At 54.4% G+C, this 19,322-nt stretch carries 16 protein-coding genes; 5 read left to right on the top strand and 11 right to left on the bottom strand.

From position 1 onward, the window contains the following. The 5 genes from D8682_RS02225 to D8682_RS02205 all read left to right on the top strand — a co-directional run bounded on the left by D8682_RS02225 (position 1) and on the right by D8682_RS02205 (position 5,886). The gene (locus D8682_RS02225) at positions 1-1,101 is read left to right on the top strand and encodes an ABC transporter permease (protein ID WP_121813392.1); all 1,101 of its coding nucleotides are present in this window, start codon (positions 1-3) and stop codon (positions 1,099-1,101) included. An 86-nt stretch (positions 1,102-1,187) separates the two neighbouring features. Further along, positions 1,188-2,018 (top strand): transketolase, encoded by an 831-nt coding sequence (locus tag D8682_RS02220; RefSeq protein ID WP_121813391.1) that lies wholly within the window; start codon positions 1,188-1,190, stop codon positions 2,016-2,018. Further along, the gene (locus D8682_RS02215) at positions 2,011-2,955 is read left to right on the top strand and encodes a transketolase family protein (RefSeq protein WP_064546993.1); all 945 of its coding nucleotides are present in this window, start codon (positions 2,011-2,013) and stop codon (positions 2,953-2,955) included. Before D8682_RS02220 ends, D8682_RS02215 begins: the two co-directional genes overlap by 8 nt. 2 nt (positions 2,956-2,957) lie before the next feature. Next, positions 2,958-4,448 carry an FGGY family carbohydrate kinase gene (locus tag D8682_RS02210; RefSeq protein WP_121813390.1) on the top strand — a complete coding sequence of 497 codons (1,491 nt, stop codon included), beginning with the start codon at positions 2,958-2,960 and terminating at the stop codon, positions 4,446-4,448. Positions 4,449-4,467: 19 nt separating this feature from the next. After that, the gene (locus D8682_RS02205; RefSeq protein WP_121813389.1) at positions 4,468-5,886 is read left to right on the top strand and encodes an L-fucose/L-arabinose isomerase family protein; all 1,419 of its coding nucleotides are present in this window, start codon (positions 4,468-4,470) and stop codon (positions 5,884-5,886) included. A gap of 109 nt (positions 5,887-5,995) precedes the next feature. On the opposite strand, the gene D8682_RS02200 is transcribed toward D8682_RS02205, so the two are convergent. From D8682_RS02200 to D8682_RS02150, 11 genes are all read right to left on the bottom strand, one after another. Then, complete coding sequence (locus D8682_RS02200; protein WP_121813388.1) at positions 5,996-6,802, bottom strand: YdcF family protein; 807 nt, start codon at positions 6,800-6,802, stop codon at positions 5,996-5,998. A 173-nt stretch (positions 6,803-6,975) separates the two neighbouring features. After that, a complete protein-coding gene (locus D8682_RS02195) occupies positions 6,976-8,625 on the bottom strand; it encodes an alpha-glucosidase (protein ID WP_121813387.1) in 1,650 nt (549 codons plus the stop codon). 3 nt (positions 8,626-8,628) lie between these two features. Beyond that, positions 8,629-10,269 carry an alpha-glucosidase gene (locus D8682_RS02190; RefSeq protein WP_121813386.1) on the bottom strand — a complete coding sequence of 547 codons (1,641 nt, stop codon included), beginning with the start codon at positions 10,267-10,269 and terminating at the stop codon, positions 8,629-8,631. Positions 10,270-10,346: 77 nt separating this feature from the next. Continuing rightward, positions 10,347-11,441, bottom strand: a complete 1,095-nt coding sequence (locus D8682_RS02185; RefSeq protein ID WP_064547006.1) for an ABC transporter ATP-binding protein — start codon at positions 11,439-11,441, stop codon at positions 10,347-10,349. Positions 11,442-11,443: 2 nt separating this feature from the next. After that, positions 11,444-12,289 (bottom strand): carbohydrate ABC transporter permease, encoded by an 846-nt coding sequence (locus D8682_RS02180; RefSeq protein WP_064547008.1) that lies wholly within the window; start codon positions 12,287-12,289, stop codon positions 11,444-11,446. Continuing rightward, the gene (locus D8682_RS02175) at positions 12,289-13,203 is read right to left on the bottom strand and encodes a carbohydrate ABC transporter permease (protein ID WP_238392809.1); all 915 of its coding nucleotides are present in this window, start codon (positions 13,201-13,203) and stop codon (positions 12,289-12,291) included. Before D8682_RS02175 ends, D8682_RS02180 begins: the two co-directional genes overlap by 1 nt. Next, entirely contained in the window at positions 13,204-14,469 is a 1,266-nt protein-coding gene (locus tag D8682_RS02170; RefSeq protein ID WP_121813385.1) for an ABC transporter substrate-binding protein, read from the bottom strand. It abuts the gene before it with no gap. Between the two features lie 178 nt (positions 14,470-14,647). Beyond that, positions 14,648-15,763: a Gfo/Idh/MocA family protein gene (locus D8682_RS02165; protein WP_064547014.1), complete on the bottom strand. Its 1,116-nt coding sequence runs from the start codon at positions 15,761-15,763 to the stop codon at positions 14,648-14,650. A 2-nt stretch (positions 15,764-15,765) separates the two neighbouring features. Continuing rightward, positions 15,766-16,824 (bottom strand): sugar phosphate isomerase/epimerase, encoded by a 1,059-nt coding sequence (locus D8682_RS02160; protein WP_121813384.1) that lies wholly within the window; start codon positions 16,822-16,824, stop codon positions 15,766-15,768. Further along, on the bottom strand, positions 16,824-17,912 hold the full coding sequence (locus D8682_RS02155; protein ID WP_121813383.1) for a Gfo/Idh/MocA family protein: 1,089 nt from the start codon (positions 17,910-17,912) through the stop codon (positions 16,824-16,826). Before D8682_RS02155 ends, D8682_RS02160 begins: the two co-directional genes overlap by 1 nt. Next, positions 17,902-19,149 (bottom strand): MFS transporter, encoded by a 1,248-nt coding sequence (locus tag D8682_RS02150; RefSeq protein WP_064547020.1) that lies wholly within the window; start codon positions 19,147-19,149, stop codon positions 17,902-17,904. Before D8682_RS02150 ends, D8682_RS02155 begins: the two co-directional genes overlap by 11 nt. Positions 19,150-19,322: the final 173 nt, after the last annotated feature.

The raw sequence follows: 19,322 nt of genomic DNA, 5'->3' as shown, positions 1-19,322 counted from the left end.
ATGAAAACGAATGATACTGTCGCGCTCAACGCCAGACCAGGCTCGCCGTTTAGCTCGCGGGAAAATCTGCTGCTGTTACTGCTCAAACTGCGCACCTTTATTGCGTTGTTTTTGATTGTCGGCTTCTTCGCCATCATGGTGCCAGATTTCCTCGCCATGGGCAGCCTGGTGATCATGATTAAACACATTGCTATCAACGCTTTCCTGGCGCTCGGCATCACCTTTGTCATCATCACGGCGGGCATTGATTTGTCGATAGGCGCCACGCTTGGGCTATGCGGCATGATTGCCGGTTGGCTGATAACCAAAGGTATTGTGCTGCCGATGTTCGGCATCGCTATCTTCCCAAGTGTGTGGGTGATTGTGCCGCTGGTGCTGCTGGTTGGCGGGCTGATTGGCGCGGCCAACGGCTGGATTATCACCCGCTACAACGTCGCGCCGTTTATCTGCACCCTCGGCACCATGTACATCTTGCGCGGGGCCGCCATGTTGACCTCGGGCGGTGAAACCTTCCCCGGACTTTCCGGTAACCCACAACTCGGCAATACCGGTTTTGACCTGATTGGCTCCGGCACGCTGTTCGGTATTCCGTGGGCTATCTGGATGATGATTGTGCTGGCCGTCGCCATTGCCTATGTCGCTCGCCGCCTGCCCTTTGGCCGCCATGTTTACGCCATTGGTGATAACGAACGCGCCGCTGAACTGTCCGGTGTCAAAGTCCGCCAGGTGAAAATTTGGGTCTACACGCTGTCCGGTTTTTGCGCCGCCATCGCCGGGATTGTGGTTTCCGCGCAGCTGGTTGCCAGCCACCCGGCAAACGGCACGGCCTTTGAGATGAACGCCATCGCCGCTGTGGTGCTCGGCGGAACGTCGCTGGCTGGCGGGCGCGGCACCATTCTTGGCACGCTGGTCGGTGCATTCGTGATTGGTTTTCTGGCTGACGGCCTGGTGATGATGGGCGTAAGTGAATTCTGGCAAATGGTCATCAAAGGCATCGTGATTATTGTGGCGGTCATCATCGACCAGATGCAAAACCGCATGCAGCAAAAAGCGGCGGTCGTGGCCCAGAAAGCCATCATGGAAAGTAGCGGGAAAGTGTAGCGCATCACAAATCCTCAACGGCGGGTATTTTTTTACCCGCACGGAATAATTATTCATCTATGATTTTTAATGCAAGAGGTAACACTATGAATCCGTTCGCACTGTCAGTTACGGATCTGGAAAAAAGAGCACGCGCCGTCCGTCGCCGCATCGTCCTGCTCAATGCCAACAGCCCGGCTGGCGGCCATACCGGGGCCGATTTATCACAGGTGGAGATCTTAACCGCCCTGTACTTCCGGATACTGAATTGTTCGCCGCAACTGATTAACAGCGACGAACGTGACATCTACATTCAGTCCAAAGGCCATGCGGTTGGCGGTTATTACTGTGTGCTGGCTGAAGCCGGGTTTATTCCTGTGGAGTGGCTGCCGACTTATCAGCATGCCGACTCTCACCTGCCCGGCCACCCGGTGAAACACAAAACGCCTGGTGTGGAGCTTAACACTGGCGCTCTGGGCCACGGTCTGCCGGTCGCCGTTGGCATTGCGCTGGCCGCCAAACGCAACAACAGCAAACGTCGCGTCTTTGTGGTGACCGGCGATGGCGAGCTGGCAGAAGGCAGCAACTGGGAAGCGGCGTTAGTCGCGGCGCATTACCAGCTCGATAACCTGATCATTATTAACGACAAAAACAATCTGCAACTCGCAGGCTCGACCAAAGAGATCCTCAATACCGACCCGCTCGATGAGAAATGGCGCGCGTTCGGCATGGAAGTGACCGAATGTCGCGGCAATGACATGGCTGATGTGGTCGCCACCCTTGAAGGGTTACAGCCACAGGGTAAACCGCACGTCGTGATTGCCAACACCACCAAAGGCGCGGGCATCTCCTTTATTCAGGGACGCGCGGAATGGCACCACCGGATACCGAAAGGTGACGAAATCGAACTGGCGCTGGAGGAACTGAAAGATGAGTAATAGCGAACACCTGGCAACCGTAATGGTGAATGCCTTTATTGACGCCGTCGAACGCGGCGTAGACCTGGTGCCGGTCGTTGCCGACTCAACCTCTACGGCAAAAATATCCCCCTTTATAAAACAGTTTCCTGACCGACTGGTGAACGTTGGGATTGCCGAACAGACGCTGGTGGGAACCGCGGTCGGCCTGTCGATGGGCGGGAAAATAGCCGTCACTTGCAATGCGGCTCCGTTTTTAATCTCGCGCGCCAATGAGCAGATCAAAGTCGACGTTTGCTACAACAACAGCAACGTCAAACTGTTTGGCCTCAATGCCGGAGCCAGTTATGGCCCGCTCGCCAGCACCCACCACAGCATTGACGACATCGCCGTGCTGCGCGGTTTTGGCAACATTGAAATCTACGCGCCATCCTGCCCGATTGAATGCCGCCAGATTATTGACTACGCACTGGAACACGTTGGCCCGGTTTATATTCGCCTCGATGGGAAAGCCCTGCCGGAACTGCACGATGCGGATTACCAGTTCAAACCAGGAGCAGTTGAGCAACTGCGCGAAGGCGACGATGTGGCCTTAGTGGCAATGGGTTCAACGGTGCATGAAATCGTTACGGCTGCGGCACAACTCGCCGATTTAGGTATTAATGCGGCGGTGATCAACGTTCCATCTATTCGCCCTTGCGATACCGCGCAACTTCTCACCATGCTTAAAAATTCACGCCATGTGATAACCGTTGAAGAGCACAACGTGAATGGCGGTGTCGGCAGCCTGGTCGCGGAAGTGTTAGCGGAGGCCGGGTGTGGCATCCCTTTGTTGCGGCTCGGTATTGCAGACGGTAGCTATGCTATTGCGGCGGATCGCAAGGAGATGCGTGCTCATCATGGAATTGATGCCGCAGGGGTCACACGTTCCGCCACAGCGCTTTGCAAAGGAGCATAGCCATGTCCAGCCCGGTAATTCTGGCTATTGATGAGGGCACCACCAACGCCAAAGTGGTGGCGGTGAATAGCAACGGGGAAATCTGTGCCCGTTGCAGTGTCGGCGTGGCAATGACGCACCCGGCACCAGGGCTTGCAGAACAAGACCCAATTGCATTGTGGCAAGCCGTTTGCGAAGCGTTAAGCGGCTGCCTGCCACAACTTGGCTCCGCCACCATCGCAGGCATTGCGATAAGCAACCAGCGTGAATCCGTGTTGGTGTGGCAGCGCCATGATGGTAAACCACTCACGCCCGTCGTGAGCTGGCAGGATCGCCGCTCAGAACAAACGTGTGAGCAACTTTTAGCGCAGGGCCATGGCGAGCTTATCACCCGTCTTACTGGCCTGCCCGTCGACCCGTTATTCCCGGCGGCGAAAATCCGCGCCCTGCTCGACGCCATTCCAGACGGAGTGAAACGCGCCGCAGCGGGTGAGCTGTGTATCGGAACCATCGATTCCTGGTTGAACTGGCAACTGACTGCCGGACACTCGTTTACCACCGACTACTCGAATGCGGCCCGCACGCAGCTGTTTAATATTTACCGGGGCGAATGGGACGACGAACTGCTGCAATTATTCGGTATTCCGCGTGCAGCACTTGCTGAAGTGCGCCCTTCTGCCGGGCACCACGGTGAAGTACAAATCAACACCATTCCAGGCTTGCCGATCGGTACGCCGGTGCTGGCACTGATCGGTGATTCACATGCGGCACTCTACGCCCAACGCAGCGTTTGCGGGCAGGTGGTGAAAGCCACTTATGGTACCGGCTCGTCATTGATGCTTTCGCTTCCCGAACCGGCAAACCGCAGCAATCGCCTGAGCACCACGCTTGCCTGGCACGACGGCGAGCTGAATTACGCGCTGGAAGGCAACATCACCCATACCGGCTCGGGTGCCGCATGGCTTGGGAAAATGCTGGGCATCAACGACCCGGCAGAACTGACCCGGCTTGCGCAATCCGCACAAAGTAACCAGGGCGTCTATTACGTGCCTGCGCTTTCCGGGCTGGGTGCGCCGTGGTGGGATCTCCACGCACGCGGCATGATTTGTGGCCTGACGGACGCCGCCACCCCTGCAGTGCTGGCGCGAGCCGCACTGGAGTCGCTGGTCTATCAAATTGCCGATGTCTTTTTCGCGATGGAACAGGCAACCGGCGAGCACCTTGAGTCGCTGTGCGTTGATGGCACCGCCACCCAAAATCGCTGGTTGATGCAGTTGCAGGCCGATGTACTGCAACGCCCGTTGATCATTCAACCCGCTGCTGAAATCTCCGCACTCGGCGCAACGCTGTTAGCCGGAAAAACCCTTGGTTGGTGGCAAGACGGTACACCGCTTGCCGCACTGGCCCACTGTGGCGAGCGTTTGCAGCCACAGGCAGAACAACAAAAAGCAATGCAACAAAACTATAAACAGTGGCTTGAAGCCGTGGCCCGCTGCCGCTTTGTGCCGAATTAACTTTTACTGGAGTGAAGCCATGTCTCGTATCCCAAAAGAATTAACTTTCGGCGTTATCATCGGAAACCGCGGGTTCTTCCCAAGCTATTTAGTGGCGCAGGCGCATGAACAGGCCGAAGCGCTGTTTGGCAAACTGGGGATCAAAACGATAATGCTAAAAGACGGAGAAACGCATCTCGGTGGCGTGGAAACCCGTCAGGATGCCAAAGTTTGTGCCGAACTGTTCCGCCAGCATCGTGATGATATTCATGGAGTAGTGGTACTGCTGCCAAACTTTGGCGATGAAAAAGCAGTGGCAGAAGCGATTCGTCTTTCCGGTTTGAAAGTCCCGGTGCTCATTCAAGCCGAAGAGGACAACCTCGACAAAATGGGCCTGGCGACTCGCCGCGATAGCTTCTGCGGGAAAATCTCCCTGTGTAACAACCTGCGCCAGTACAACATCCCCTTCACGCTCACCACGCAGCATGTTTGTGCGCTAAGCGGTGAAGTGTTCGAACAAGATTTACAGCGTTTTGCGCAAATTTGCCGGGTGGTGAAATCGATGCAGGGCGTGCGCATCGGGGCGATTGGTGCGCGTCCGGCCAGTTTTAACACCGTGCGCTACAGCGAAAAACTGCTCGAAAAAATGGGCGTGGCGGTTGAAACCCTCGACCTGTCGGAAATTTTCACCCGCATCAAACACATCAGCGATGACGATCTGCGGGTGCACGAGAAGCGTGGCATCTTAATTGAAAACGCTGACGCCAGCGGGATCCCAGCCGACAAGTTAACCCAGATGGCAAAACTGTTCGTGGTGATCAGCGAATGGGTAGTCGCAAACGACATCGACACCACGGCGATTCAGTGCTGGACGTCGCTTCAGGAAAACCTCGGCATTAACGTTTGCTCGATTATGAGCGTGATGTCCGGGCAGTTAATGCCAAGCGCCTGCGAAGTGGACGTGATGGGCGCGTTGTCGATGTATGCCCTCGCCAGCGCGTCGCTTAACCCGGCCTCGATTGCCGACTGGAATAACAACTTCGGCGACGATCGCAACAAATGCGTGCTGTTCCACTGCGGGAACTTTGCCAGCAGCAGCCTGGAATCTCCGTCGATGGGTACCGCCGATATCATTGGCACTACGGTCGGCAAAGAAAACACCTGTGGCGCGGTGCATGGGCGCCTGAAAAGCGGCCCGCTGACCTACTTCCGTCTGTCATCGGATGATTTTACCGGCGAAGTGAAAGCCTATGTTGGCGAAGGGCAATCGGTTGACGATCCGTTAGATACCGTCGGCTGCCGTGCGGTCATTGAAGTGCCACATCTGGAGAATTTACTGGCGTGGATTTGTAACAACGGTTTTGAGCACCACGTCGCCATGAACCATTCCGCAACGGGCGCGGTATTACAGGAAGCGTTCAGCAAGTATTTGGGTGTGAACTGTTACCAGCATCGTTAAGGTGAAAACGGTGGATGGCGCATTCGCTTATCCACCCTACAAACAACAAATGCGCTTCTTGTGTTGATTTTGTAGGGCGGATAAGCGCAGCGTCATCCGCCGAAATCACTCATATTGATAAACCACGCTCGTGCATCCACTGTGCCAGCGCGGCATCACTGGCGAGAACTTCCCAGGCATTAATCACTGCCAGCGGAATATCTACGTGGGTAATAAAGTCACGTCCGTTTGGCCCGTAGCCCTGTGCATCATCTCTGATTCGCGGGATTTCCCCCAGCGCCAGCGAAATGTAACGCTCAACCGGCCATAATCCTTTTTGATGCGGATGAAATACAGTCTGGGTTTCGTCACTGACCAGCAACGGCACAAACCCCGGCCAGCTGCGCCACTGTGGTTGATGTGCATCATTCTGCCAGGCACGTTCAAATGTCGCGACGGTACGGCGCTGCATGGTGGGATCTTGAATAACGATCGCGCTCGCAGGTGTTATTTTCAGCGTTTGCATCAAGTCATAAGTGAAGCGTGCGTTCTCGCCGCAGTTGGTGGACTTCTCTTCCGTCAGCACTTTTTCAGCGGGGATCTTCCAGAACTGGGTAGCAATATCTTTGATGATTGCAGCTTCAGCGCGCCCGGTGGTTGGGATAGTGTTATAGCGCGGATGTTTAGCGATGGCTGCGTATAAAAAGGTTGTGGAATGCCCAATACCACCGGTAATGAGCAGCGGCAGTTCGCTGTTAGCTGCAAGCTCGCAGGCCGCATCAATGGTGGGAATGACGGCATTGCCTGCGAGAATAATCAGTTCGCCATCAGTCACCGCGGGCAGTGCATCAAACTCATTGTGAGAAAGCCACTCGCCCAATGTATTAATGGAATCAATGGTCGTGGCCTGCAAAGCTGGAAATGTTGTCGACAACATAACCCCTCCTTGTTAAAAACCAGCGCACATCATACCGCAGGCCGCGCCGTTACTGTATAGGGTTGCTCTGAGACTTCAATAAGCGTGGCGAAAACGGTGGATGACGCTGGCGCTTATCCCCCTACAAAACCGTTTTTCATAGGTCATACAGCAGCGTCATCCGACAAACTTGTTTAGGTGAGCTTATAAACCCGCGTCTCCCACGGATGCAGCCGATACAGTTCATCCACCTGCGGGTAATTCCCCAGCACACATTCGGCCCATTCGAGCGCTAATTCCTCCCCCGTCCAGCGCGCCGATTTCCCCGACATATTGCACAGCACCACGAATTCCGACTCTTCGAGCACACGTCTATAAGCATAAATTTGTTCGTGGTCTTCCAGCTCCAGCTCGTAGCGCCCATAAATTAACGTGTGCTCTTGTTTACGCAGTTGAATCAACGCGCGATAAAAACTCAGTACCGAATCCGGGTCTTGCTGCTGGCTGGCGATGTTAATCATTTCATGGTTGGCATTCACCTTAAACCACGGTGCGGTATCGCTAAAACCGGCGTTTGGCCAGCCATTCCACTGCATCGGCGTGCGCGAATTATCACGCCCGGTATTGGTGAGGAACGCGATGATTTCAGCTTCACTTTTGCCCTGAGCTTCCAGCTCGCGCCACATGTTTTTCGCAGAGACATCATCAAAATCGTCCAGCCCCTCGAAGCGGGTATTGGTCATGCCAATTTCCTGGCCCTGATAGATAAACGGCGTCCCTTGCATTAAGAAATAGAGTGCTGCAATGCAGGTCGCACTTTCCCGCCAGTGGTGCTCGGTGTCACCCCAGCGCGAAGTAATGCGCGTCAGGTCGTGGTTTTCCACATACAACGCATTCCAGCCTCTGCCTTCCAGCGCTTGCTGCCAGGCGGTGAAGATCTTTTTCAGGACCGCCGGTTCCGGGCGCAAACCGGCCTCTGGCTCCCATAAACGCACGTGTTCAAACTGGAACACCATATTGAGCCGCCCACGATGTTCGCCCACCCACTCTTCAGCATGTTCGGAATTCAGGCCGTTCATCTCACCAACGGTGACAATATCGTAGTGCTGGAGCACATTGCGGCTCATGTCATCGACATAATCCAGCAGCCCGTCGTAGTTAAGATGGCTTTTCATTGACGGCGCATAACGCAATTTGTCCGGGTTCGGCACGTCCGCCAGCAGCGGCTCTTTTTTCAGGTGCGCGATGGCGTCAATGCGGAAACCGTCGATGCCTTTATCCAGCCACCAACGCATCATGTCGTACACCGCGCGGCGTACATCGTGGTTTTCCCAGTTCAGATCCGGCTGGCGACGGGTAAACAGATGCAGGTAATACTGTTCGGTGTGCGGGTCAAATTCCCAGGCTGAACCTTTAAAAATCCCTTCCCAGTTATTGGGTTCCGCCCCATTTTTACCATCGCGCCAGGTGTACCAGTCACGTTTCGGGTTATCACGTGAGGAACGCGATTCAAGAAACCACGGATGTTCATCGGAAGTGTGGTTAACCACCAGGTCGATAATCAACCGCATCTCACGCGCGTGGGCTTGTTCCAGCAGGCGGTCGAAATCCGCCATGGTGCCAAATTCCGCCATGATTTGCTGATAATCGCTGATGTCGTAACCGTTATCATCGTTAGGCGATTTGTACATCGGGCAGATCCAAATGAGATCGATGCCGAGATCTTTGAGGTAATCGAGCTTTTCAGTGATGCCGTTCAGGTCACCAATGCCATCACCGTTGCTGTCTTTAAAACTGCGCGGATAAATCTGGTAGGCCACCGCCTCTTTCCACCAGCTCGCCATCGTTTACCTCCCGATTAATAAAGCAAAAGATTCATAAGGTTGGAGTTCAATACTGACAGCAAGCCGATCGCGTGGCGCGTAGTTGCTAATCAAACATTCGCCGTGCCAGTTCTGCATCTGATGCGGGATATCGAGCGTCAGGTGCTCAGCGGTGAAATTATTGATGACCAATAACCGCTCGCTATCAAGTGCTCTTAGCCAGGCAAAAACCTGCGGATGCTCGCGCAGTACAGGCTGGAAATCGCCGTACACCAAAACCGGGTACTGTTTACGCAACGCCACCAGTTTCTGGTAATGCCACAAAATTGAATCCGGTTCGGCGAGGGCCGCCGCGACATTGATCTCGCGGTAATTCGGGTTCACGGTAATCCAGGGTGTTCCGGTGGTGAAACCTGCATTCGGGCTATCGTCCCACTGCATCGGCGTGCGCGCGTTATCACGCCCGTTAGCATGAATCCCCTGCATCATCTCCTCATGGCTGACACCTTCCGCCAGCCGCTCTTGATAAAGATTCAGGCTTTCGATATCGCGATATTCATCAATGGTTTCGTAGCGCACGTTGGTCATGCCAATCTCTTCACCCTGATAAATATACGGCGTGCCTTTCAGGCAATGCAGCGCGGTGGCAAGCATTTTGGCCGAAGCCACACGGAACTCGCCTTCGTCACCAAATTTCGACACCGCACGCGGTAAATCGTGGTTGCTCCAGAACAGCGAATTCCAGCCATGGTGCGCCAGTGCGGTTTGCCACTTCTCAATGAGCGCTTTGAAACTCGCCAGTTCAAATGGCTTGCTGCGCCATTTCCCGGCGTGCTCATCCCAAAACTGTTTGATGTGGTCGAACTGGAAAACCATAGAGAGTTCTTCGCGCTCGACACCGCTGTAAAGCTGTGCGTCAGCGGGCGTGGCGCTCCAGGCTTCACCCACCGTGACGGCGTCACCTTTGCCAAACGTGGCGCGATTCATCTGGCGAATCAGAGCGTGCAGATTTTTGCCATTCGCCATTTTCTGTGCGTCGACTTCTTTACCGATAAGGTCGATAACGTCCATGCGGAAACCGCCGATGCCTTTCGCCAGCCAGCGGTTCATCATGGCGTGGACTTCAGCGTGAACGCGCGGGTTTTCCCAGTTGAGGTCGGGCTGGCGTGTTGAGAACTGGTGTAGATAATATTCGCCGCTGGCTTCATCAAATGCCCAGCCGCTGCCGCCAAAATATGAGTGGAAATCGTTCGGCGGGCCGCCATCTGCCGCAGGTTTGCGCCAGATGTAGAAATCGCGATACGGGTTATCTTTCGATTTCAGCGCTTCGATAAACCAGGGGTGTTCGTCAGAAGTGTGGTTAACAACCAGATCCATCAGGATGTGAATGTCGCGCTGTTTGGCCTGCGCGATCAGCGTTTCCATCTGCGCCATGGTGCCAAATTCAGCGGCTATATCTTCGTAATCGGAAATGTCGTAGCCGTTATCGTCCATCGGCGAGCGGTAAACCGGCGAGAGCCAAATCAGGTTGATGCCGAGCTGTTGCAGGTAGTCGAGTTTGCTGATGATGCCGTTAATGTCGCCGATACCATCGCCGTTGCTGTCCATAAAACTACGCGGATAGATTTGGTACACCACCGCGTTGTGCCACCATTTTTTTTCCACTTTTTTCTCCTTTTTTGTCGGATGACGCTGCGCTTATCCGACCTACGAACCGCGTCATCCACCCCAATAATCATCAGCTAAATTCGCACAAATGCCCGCCCGTCATTATTAAACAAATAGCAATTTTCCGGCGGTAGCCGCAGGCCGATACGTCTGTCAGCCTTAATCTCAAGCCTGAAAGTATGGCGCATAACTAACGGTTCGCTACCGTAACCGCTGTTCACGTACAGTAAAGTCTCGTTGCCCATCTGTTCGACAAACAACACTTCGCCTTCGATATCCGCCTGCACCAGCTCGGTTATCTGGACGTGTTCCGGGCGAATACCCAGTTGCACCGCTTGCCCTTCTGGCACGCCGGCACTGTTTATCGGCAGCGTAATTTCCTGGCGATTCTCCAACATAACATCGGTACGCAGTGCGCTGCCGTGCGTTAACACACCGTGGATCAAATTCATTTTTGGCGAGCCAATAAACTGCGCGACAAACACGTTCGCCGGGCGGTCGTAGAGCTCAAGCGGCGTACCCACCTGTTCGATTTGCCCCTGATTAAGCACCACTATACGATCGGCAAGCGTCATCGCTTCGACCTGGTCGTGAGTGACGTACAATATCGTGGCGTTGATACGTTTATGCAGGGCGGCGATTTCCATGCGCATTTGCACGCGCAGTGAAGCATCAAGGTTTGAGAGCGGCTCATCGAAAAGAAACAGACTCGGCTCACGCACAATGGCTCGCCCGATAGCCACACGCTGGCGCTGGCCGCCGGAGAGATCTTTGGGACGCCGATCGAGCAAATGCTCAAGCTGTAAAATGCGCGCACTTTCTCGCACTTTTTCATCGATGATTTTGACCGGCAGTTTCGCCATCTCCAGCGCAAACGCCATGTTCTGATACACCGTCATGTGCGGATACAGCGCGTAAGACTGGAACACCATGCCAATGCCGCGTTCCGACGGCGAATCATCGTTAACGCAAACGCCGTCAATACGCATCTCGCCGCCGCTGATTTCCTCAAGCCCTGCGACCATGCGCAGTAATGTCGACTTCCCGCAGCCGGAAGGCCCCACCACCACCACAAACTCGCCGCTATTCACTTCCAGATCGAGCGGTTTAATCACTTCCGAAGTGCTGTTATAGCGTTTTTGAATTTTATCGAGCACAAGTTGCGCCATGGTTATCCCTTAATCGCCCCACTGGTTAGCCCGCTGACAATGCGTTTCTGGAAGATAAGCACCAACACGATAATCGGCAGCGTCACCATGACTGAGGCTGCCATAATGCTGCCCCACGGCAACTCAAAGGTCGACGCGCCGCTGAACATACTGATCGCCACCGGCACCGTGCGTTTATCGCTGGAAATAATAAACGTCAGCGCGAACATAAATTCATTCCACGCGCCGATAAACGCCAGCAAGCCGGTAGTGACCAACGCCGGAGCCAGAATCGGCGCAAACACGCGGCGGATAATGGTCCAGGTTTTCGCGCCGTCGACAATCGCCGCCTCCTCCAGCTCCACCGGAATCGATTTCATAAAGGTGGTAAGCACCCAAACGGTGAACGGCAGCGAAAAAGTGGTGTACGACAACACCAGTGCGCCAAGCGAATCATATAACCCAAGAAAACGCACCAGCTCGAACATGCCAGTTAGCACCGCCACCTGCGGGAACATCGAGACACACAGAATGGTGAACAACAGGAATTTACGCCCGCGAAACTGCACCCGCGCCAGTGCGAATGAAGCCGTAATAGACACCAGCAAGCAAATCCCCACGGTTATCGTCGCCACCAGTACCGAGTTCAGTAAGCTACGCGCAATACCGTTCGCCACCAGCGCGGTGACGTAGTTGCTCCAGTGATAACCACTCGGGAAGTAGGCCGGTAAAAACAGCTCCTGCCCAGTGCGCAGCGAGGTCAGAATCGCGTAATAAAACGGAAAAACACAGAACAACACCGCGCAGGTCGCCCCCCCATAAATCACCAGATTGTGCGCAAATTTGCGCTGCCGACGCGTGGTTTTCATCACCGCTTCTCCTTCTCGTTTAAGCGTGAGACGCGGATAAAACAGGCAGCAATGCCCGCTACCATCATAAACACCAGCACAGAGGCGGCCGACCCCATCCCCATATCCTGATAAGAGATAATTTGCTCGCGGGCATAACCGGAAATCGACATCGTGGCTTCACTATTGGAGGTGAGCACGAAGATCAGGTCGAAAATCCGCATCGCGTCCATGACACGGAAAATCAGCGCCACAATCATCGCGGGCATAATCAGCGGCAAGGTAATGCGCTTGAAACGCTGCCACGCGCTGGCACCATCAACGCGCGCAGCCTCGTAAAGATCGTTGGGGATCAGTTGCAGTGCCGCCAGCAGCATCAGGGCCATAAATGGTGTGGTTTTCCAGACATCGGCAATCACCACCGCCCACATCGACAGCGACGGTTCGGCAATCCATGCCAGATGTGCCTGATAACCAAATATTTTTTCCAGCAAATCGTTCACCACGCCGTACTGGTCGTGGAACATCCAGCCCCACATTTTGGCGCTCACAATGGTAGGAATCGCCCACGGCACCAGAATCGCGGTGCGGACTAAGCCCTGGCCGCGAAACTTCTGGTTCATTAACAGCGCCAGCAACATGCCAAGAAACAGCTCGATGCCGACCGACACCACGGTAAACCACAAGGTATTGCCAACGGCTTGCCACCACAGCGGGTCAACCAGCACCCCGCTGCTGTCGCCGTCATGGGTGGCGTAATAGTTCGCCAGCCCCACCATCTGGTACTCGGAAGGGTTATCGAGCATCGCGTTGGTGAAGCTGAAAAAGAAGGTGCGCACCAGTGGCCATCCGGCCGCCAGTGCAAGTAACAAGAGTGCGGGCGCCACCAGTATCCACGCGATACGGCGACGCCGCTGTTGGTATGAACGGGCCAATTAGTGCCAGTCCTTACCTTTCACGCGTTCAAGGCGTTTTTGCAGATCCGCCACGGCCGTTTTGCCGTCGCTACTGCCATTGAGCACTTTGAAGGTGACGTTGAAGATTGCGTTAGAGACTCGCGGATACTGGCTTTTGGTGGCGGTTGCTGGACGCGGTACCGCGTTGGCGAAGATTTCTTTAAACAACGTCAGATGGGGTGCGGCTTCCAGCACTGCTTTGTCTTCATACAGGGCCGAACGCGTCGGTGCAAAACCGAGATACTTCAACTGCATTTTCTGCGAATCAGCATCGGTGAGGATTTTCAGCAGCGCAATCGCCGCATCTTTGTTTTTGGTATTCGCATTGATAGACCACTGCCAGCCGCCCAGCGCATTAGCTGATTTGCCCTCAGGCCCCGCAGGCAGAGGTGCCACGCCAACTTTGCCTTTCAGCGGGCTATCCGCCCCTTGCGAGAGCAAATAGGCGTAAGGCCAGTTGCGCATAAACAACGCGTCACCATTCTGGAATACCGCTCGAGATTCTTCTTCTTTGTAACCCAACGCCCCTTTCGGCGTGATTTTGCCCATCCAGCCCGCGACCATATCCAGCGCCGCTGCCGCTTTAGGATTGTTAATGGTCACGTTCCCTTTTTCGTCGATAAACGTGCCGCCGCCGTAAGAATCAATCCACTCCAGCGCGTTACAGGTCAGCCCTTCATACGACTTGCCCTGGAAGATCATCCCCCAGAAATTTTTGTGCCCGGCTTTGCGCTCTTCTTCCTGAATTTTGGTGGCGATACGCGTCAGATCTTCCCAGGTTTTCGGCGGCTGCTCGTTGTATTTTTCCAGCAGATCTTTGCGGTAATAGAGCACGCCAGTGTCGAGATACGCCGGAACCGCTTTCACCTTGCCGTTTACCGTATCGTTCGCCCAGGGGCCGGGGAAGAAATCCCCTTTCATGTCGCCAACCGCATCGGTTAAATCGAGCGTTTGCTTATCGAGCAGACCCACCCAGATGGTATCTGACTGGAATAAATCGACCGCTTTCTCATCTTTAGCGGCGAACAACTGTTGCAACAAAGCCAGCTTTTCGTCAGACGCCGCAGGGAACTCGATAAATTCCAGCTTGTTGCTGGTCTGCTGCTCGAATCGGTCTTTGACGTAGTTGCAGTATTCCTTACCGCCAGGCGAGATCGGGCATTCCATGCGCAGGGTATCAGCAAACGCAGCGTTAGAAACGCCCGCAAGCGCTAAGGTAATCAGACTTAACGTCAGCTTTTTCATGGCTTCCTCATTTGTTTTGACCAAACTGGAGGGAAAACAGCTACACCATTAAAAAAGCTAGTTAACAACCGCCTACATCAGCAACTTAGCTGGCTAATCTTTGTACGAAACCTCGACCTGGTGCACGTATCGCTATTTTTTATTTCACTTTTGCGCGCGACACGCTACGCGATGTTGGTCACCATTCCAGCCATTCGCCACCGCGATGGCTGCTTTCCCGTACTGTTTCGATAAACTTCATGCCAGCCAGTCCTTCGGCGATGCCAGGAAGCAACGGCGCTTTGCCACCACGAATTTTAATCGCGGCTTCACGGTAGATTTGCGCGAATCCTTCCAGATAACCTTCGGGATGGCCTGCGGGTGTGCGGCACTGGTGGCGCACAGAATCGTGGTTGTTGACACCATTGCGCGTGACAACGTAACTATTGCCATGATGCGGATGTATTTCAAGGATTTCAGGTTGTTGCTGACGGAAGCTGATGGTCGCCCTGCTGCCAACGATGCGCAGACGCAGGTCGTTTTCAAAACCGGGTGCCACCTGGCTTGCCCACAAACGCCCTCTTGCACCATTGGCATAACGCATTTCGGCGTACACTTCATCGTCCAGCACCCGCCCTTCAATGCGCGTTAGCAGTTCGCCACGCACTAATTCTGGCTCCATGCCGCAGACGAACGCCGCCAGTTGCCATGCGTGGGTACCAATATCGCCAATCGCCCCAGCGCCAGCCATTGCAGGATTACCGCGCCAGCTCGCCTGCTTGTTATCGGTCAGTTCTAACCGGTCGTTCAGCCAGTCCTGCAAATACTCAACTTCAATGGCGCGAATATCGCCAATTTCGCTATTGGCAATACGAGCGCGCGCTTCCCGGACCATCGGCAACGCGCTGTAGTTATGGGTGAGAATAAAATGGCACCCGCTGGTTTCGATAACCTGCGCCAACGCCTGCGCTTCCGCCAGCGTCACACCAAGCGGTTTATCGCAAATCACGTGAATACCGTGCTCTAAAAAGACTTTTGCCACCGGAACATGCAGATGATTAGGGGTGACAATCGCCACCACTTCGATACCGTCGGCACGAGCGGCTTCTTGTTGCGCCATCTCCTGCCAGTTGGCGTAGCACCGCCCGGCATCAACATACAGCGCTTCACCGCTGCGTTTTGCCACTTCTGGCGAGGATGAAAATGCACCGGCGACTAATTCAAACTGGTCATCAAGCCTTGCCGCAATACGATGCACGCCACCAATAAATGAACCTTCACCGCCACCGACCATCCCTAAACGTAGCCGTTTCATGGTTAACCCTCCAGCCCGAGCATACGACGCACCGCAGACACATCGCTTTCGTGATGCGCAAAGTCGTCAAAGGCATAATCGGCAACCGGAATAATATGATCGGCGATAAATTTGGCCCCTTCGCGCGCCCCCGCATCGCCTGATTTCAGGCAACACTCCCATTCAAGCGTAGCCCATCCGTCATAGTCGTATTGCGCAAGTTTGCTGAAAATTGCCTTGAAATTAACCTGCCCGTCCCCCAGCGAACGAAAGCGCCCTGGGCGCTCAATCCACGGCTGATACCCGGCATAAACACCGCTTTTCGCCGACGTTTGAAACTCGGCGTCTTTAACGTGGAAGGCTTTGATTCGCTCGTGGTAATGGTCAATAAAACCGAGGTAATCGAGGTGTTGCAGCAGCATATGGCTTGGATCGTAAAGAATATTGCAACGCGGGTGGTTATCGACCAGCGCCAGAAAACGCTCAAAGGTGACGCCATCATGCAGATCTTCACCGGGATGTAGCTCAAAACACAGATCCACGCCCGCTTCGTCAAAACTGTCCAGTATCGGTTTCCAGCGGAAAGCCAGTTCACGAAACGCTTCATCAAGCAGTTGTTCGTTGCGTGGCGGCCACGGGTAAAAATAGGGCCACGCCAGCGCGCCAGAAAAAGTCGCGTGGGCATTTAGCCCTAAATTTTGTGAAGCGCGAGCCGCTTGTTTCAGGCTGTTGACTGCCCATTGTTGACGGGCACTAGCATCGTGCGCCAGTTCAGGCGGCGCGAAGCCCGCAAATGCCGCATCGTACGCCGGATGCACGGCCACCAGTTGCCCTTGCAAATGGGTCGATAACTCGCTGATTTCCAGCCCAACATTTGCCAGCATTGCACGAATGTCTGCACAGTATTCCGGGCTTTGCGCCGCTTTGGCGAGATCAAAAATATGCGGTAAGTGTGTTGGGATTTGTAGCGCTTTGTAACCTAACCCCGCCGCCCACTCGGCAAGGGATTCCAGGGAATTAAATGGTGGCTTATCCGTAATAAACTGCGAGAGAAAAATGGACGGCCCTTTCAGGGTTTTCATTACAACATCTCCTTAATTAACACCGTGCGTTGTTCACGAACCGCAAGATCCGCCGCCAGCACCACGGCGAGGCTTTCAATCGCCTGCTGCTGATGCAGTGACAAATCGCTATCATCAAAAATGGCACGGGCAAAAAACTGTTGTTCGCGTTGGCACAAGGCAAAATGGTCCGGTTCATCGCTTGCTGTCACCCATTCATCCTGGTGAGCAAACTCGCCCTGCGCGTTTAATTCGGCGTGATGAATGCGTAACGATTCGGTACGTGTGTGCGCCTCAACATTTGCCGATTGCCCTTCGCCCCCGGCTTCGAGCGCCACGATCGACACCGAACCTTGCGGGCCAATTACATCTTTAATAAAGAAGGCCGTTTGGCTCATCATCGGCCCCCAACCCGCTTCGTACCAGCCAACTGAACTATCTTCAAAACGCACCTGAAGCTGGCCGTAGTTGAACTGTTTTGGCGCGATTTCGTCGCTTAAACGCACGCCAATCGCACTCACCGACAGCGGACTGGATTGCGCCATCTGGCACATCACGTCAAGGTAATGCACACCGCAATCGACGATAGGCGAAAGCGACTGCATCAGCATTTTGTGGGTGTGCCAGGCGCTGCCGCTACTTTGCTGATTGAGGTTCATGCGCATCGCCAGCGGTTTGCCCAGCCCGTGCGATAGCTGAATAAACCGCTGCCAGACAGGGTGATGGCGCAGAATGTACCCGACAACCAGTTTCTTGCCCGCAAGTTTCGCGGTAGCAACAACACGTTTCGCCCCGCTCACCGTGGTGGCGAGCGGTTTTTCCAGAAACACATGGCAACCTGCCGCCAGTGCCGTCAGCGCCAGCGCTTCATGGCTATCCGGCCAGGTAGCGATGCACACCGCATCAGCCTGGGTTTCTTTGATTGCCTGCGGCAAATCATCGAACAGAGGAATGTCGGCCGCCAGTTGTGCTTTGAGGCGAACTTTTGACGCTCCGCGAGCCACCAGCCCGCAGAGCGTAAACTCATCAACTTGCTGATACGCGAGGCTGTGGGCGGCTCCCATATTCCCGCAGCCCACAACCAACACGCGCAGCGGCTTATTTGCCATGCTGCTCACCCTCTTTGTAATTGAAGCTGAAGAAGAAGATGGCGGCGATCACCACCGCTGCAATCGCTGGCATCCACCAGAATTGTTGCCATTGCAATAAGCCCTCCGCACCTTTCGCAGTCACTGAGCGGTTAAATACCGCGCCGCTGATTTGCGAACCAATCAACATGCCAAGACCGTAGGTGAACAGCACCAGCAGGCTTTGCGCTTGCCCTTTCACTTTGTTGCCCGCCACTTTGTCGGTGTAGATAAAGCCAATCACAAAGAAGAAGTCGTAACAGACCCCGTGCAGGATGATGCCGATGTAGATCATCCAGCGCGTTTCTTCGGTAATTCCGAGAGCGAACATCGCGTAGCGCAGGAACCACGATAACATGCCGATCAGCAGCATCATTTTGATGCCCAGACGACGGAAGAAGAAGGGAATCAGCAGCATAAACAGCAGCTCAGACATCTGACCAAACGCCATCACCCCACTCACATTTTCAAAACCAACCGCTGAAATAAACGGTGCGGCGTAAGCGTAATAAGCCGCCAGAGGAATCGAGATCAGCGTGGCGCAGATGATAAACACCATAAAGTGGCGCTGTTTGAGCAACGCAAAAGCGTCGGCACACACCAGGTCACGCATTGAAAGCGGTTTGCCGCGATCCGGCGCGGGGGTATTTGGCAGCGTAAAGCTGTAGATCCCCAACACCACCGAAGCGATGGCCGCCAGCGTGAAGATGCCGGTGCTATCTGAAAGACCGCTGGTGCCGACAATCAGCCCCGCCACAATCCAGCCGATGGTGCCGAACGCACGCACAATCGGAAACCCTTTTTCGCTGTTTGCCAGGCTGTGGAACGCCACGTTATTGCTCAACGCGATGGTTGGCATGTAGCAAAGCATGTAGGCGAAGACAACCCACAACAGGCCACTCTGCCCGCTTTCAAACATCCCTGGCAGCCACCACAACAACGCCGCGCCGACCAGGTGCAACACGCCGAGCACCTTTTGCGAGGCAAAGAAACGGTCGACCAACATGCCGAGCACAAACGGCGACAAAATCGAGGCGATTGGCCCAGTGGAATACGCATCACCAATTAATGCGCTCAGGCCGTATTTGCCCATCACCACGCCGAGGGTCACATACCAGGCACCCCAGACGAAAAACTCGAGAAACATCATTAACGACAGGCGTGGAATCACCCATTTATGAGTGACCACTTGTGCCCCAACGGCCGACTGAGAAGACATAAATCCTCCGGTACAGAGTATTGATTTAAGGGTAAGAGGTTATTTTTGTAATCGATTACATTCGCACTTCAATAAAAATGTAATCGATTTCATTTAACTTGCCATCATGCTGGTGAATTATTTGGTAGTATCAATTCAAATCTGGAATGCGGTTCACAATTCAGCCGATCGGG

It is taken from the genome of Buttiauxella sp. 3AFRM03, from assembly GCF_003675305.1.
Lineage (GTDB): Bacteria > Pseudomonadota > Gammaproteobacteria > Enterobacterales > Enterobacteriaceae > Buttiauxella > Buttiauxella ferragutiae.
This window is presented reverse-complemented; position numbering and strand designations above follow the sequence as displayed.

Coding starts and splice junctions, on each gene's coding strand:
- D8682_RS02225 (WP_121813392.1), top strand. CDS start 1: ATGAAAACGAATGATACTGTCGCGCTCAACGCCAGACCAGGCTCGCCG.
- D8682_RS02220 (WP_121813391.1), top strand. CDS start 1,188: ATGAATCCGTTCGCACTGTCAGTTACGGATCTGGAAAAAAGAGCACGC.
- D8682_RS02215 (WP_064546993.1), top strand. CDS start 2,011: ATGAGTAATAGCGAACACCTGGCAACCGTAATGGTGAATGCCTTTATT.
- D8682_RS02210 (WP_121813390.1), top strand. CDS start 2,958: ATGTCCAGCCCGGTAATTCTGGCTATTGATGAGGGCACCACCAACGCC.
- D8682_RS02205 (WP_121813389.1), top strand. CDS start 4,468: ATGTCTCGTATCCCAAAAGAATTAACTTTCGGCGTTATCATCGGAAAC.
- D8682_RS02200 (WP_121813388.1), bottom strand. CDS start 6,802: ATGTTGTCGACAACATTTCCAGCTTTGCAGGCCACGACCATTGATTCC.
- D8682_RS02195 (WP_121813387.1), bottom strand. CDS start 8,625: ATGGCGAGCTGGTGGAAAGAGGCGGTGGCCTACCAGATTTATCCGCGC.
- D8682_RS02185 (WP_064547006.1), bottom strand. CDS start 11,441: ATGGCGCAACTTGTGCTCGATAAAATTCAAAAACGCTATAACAGCACT.
- D8682_RS02180 (WP_064547008.1), bottom strand. CDS start 12,289: ATGAAAACCACGCGTCGGCAGCGCAAATTTGCGCACAATCTGGTGATT.
- D8682_RS02170 (WP_121813385.1), bottom strand. CDS start 14,469: ATGAAAAAGCTGACGTTAAGTCTGATTACCTTAGCGCTTGCGGGCGTT.
- D8682_RS02165 (WP_064547014.1), bottom strand. CDS start 15,763: ATGAAACGGCTACGTTTAGGGATGGTCGGTGGCGGTGAAGGTTCATTT.
- D8682_RS02160 (WP_121813384.1), bottom strand. CDS start 16,824: ATGAAAACCCTGAAAGGGCCGTCCATTTTTCTCTCGCAGTTTATTACG.
- D8682_RS02155 (WP_121813383.1), bottom strand. CDS start 17,912: ATGGCAAATAAGCCGCTGCGCGTGTTGGTTGTGGGCTGCGGGAATATG.
- D8682_RS02150 (WP_064547020.1), bottom strand. CDS start 19,149: ATGTCTTCTCAGTCGGCCGTTGGGGCACAAGTGGTCACTCATAAATGG.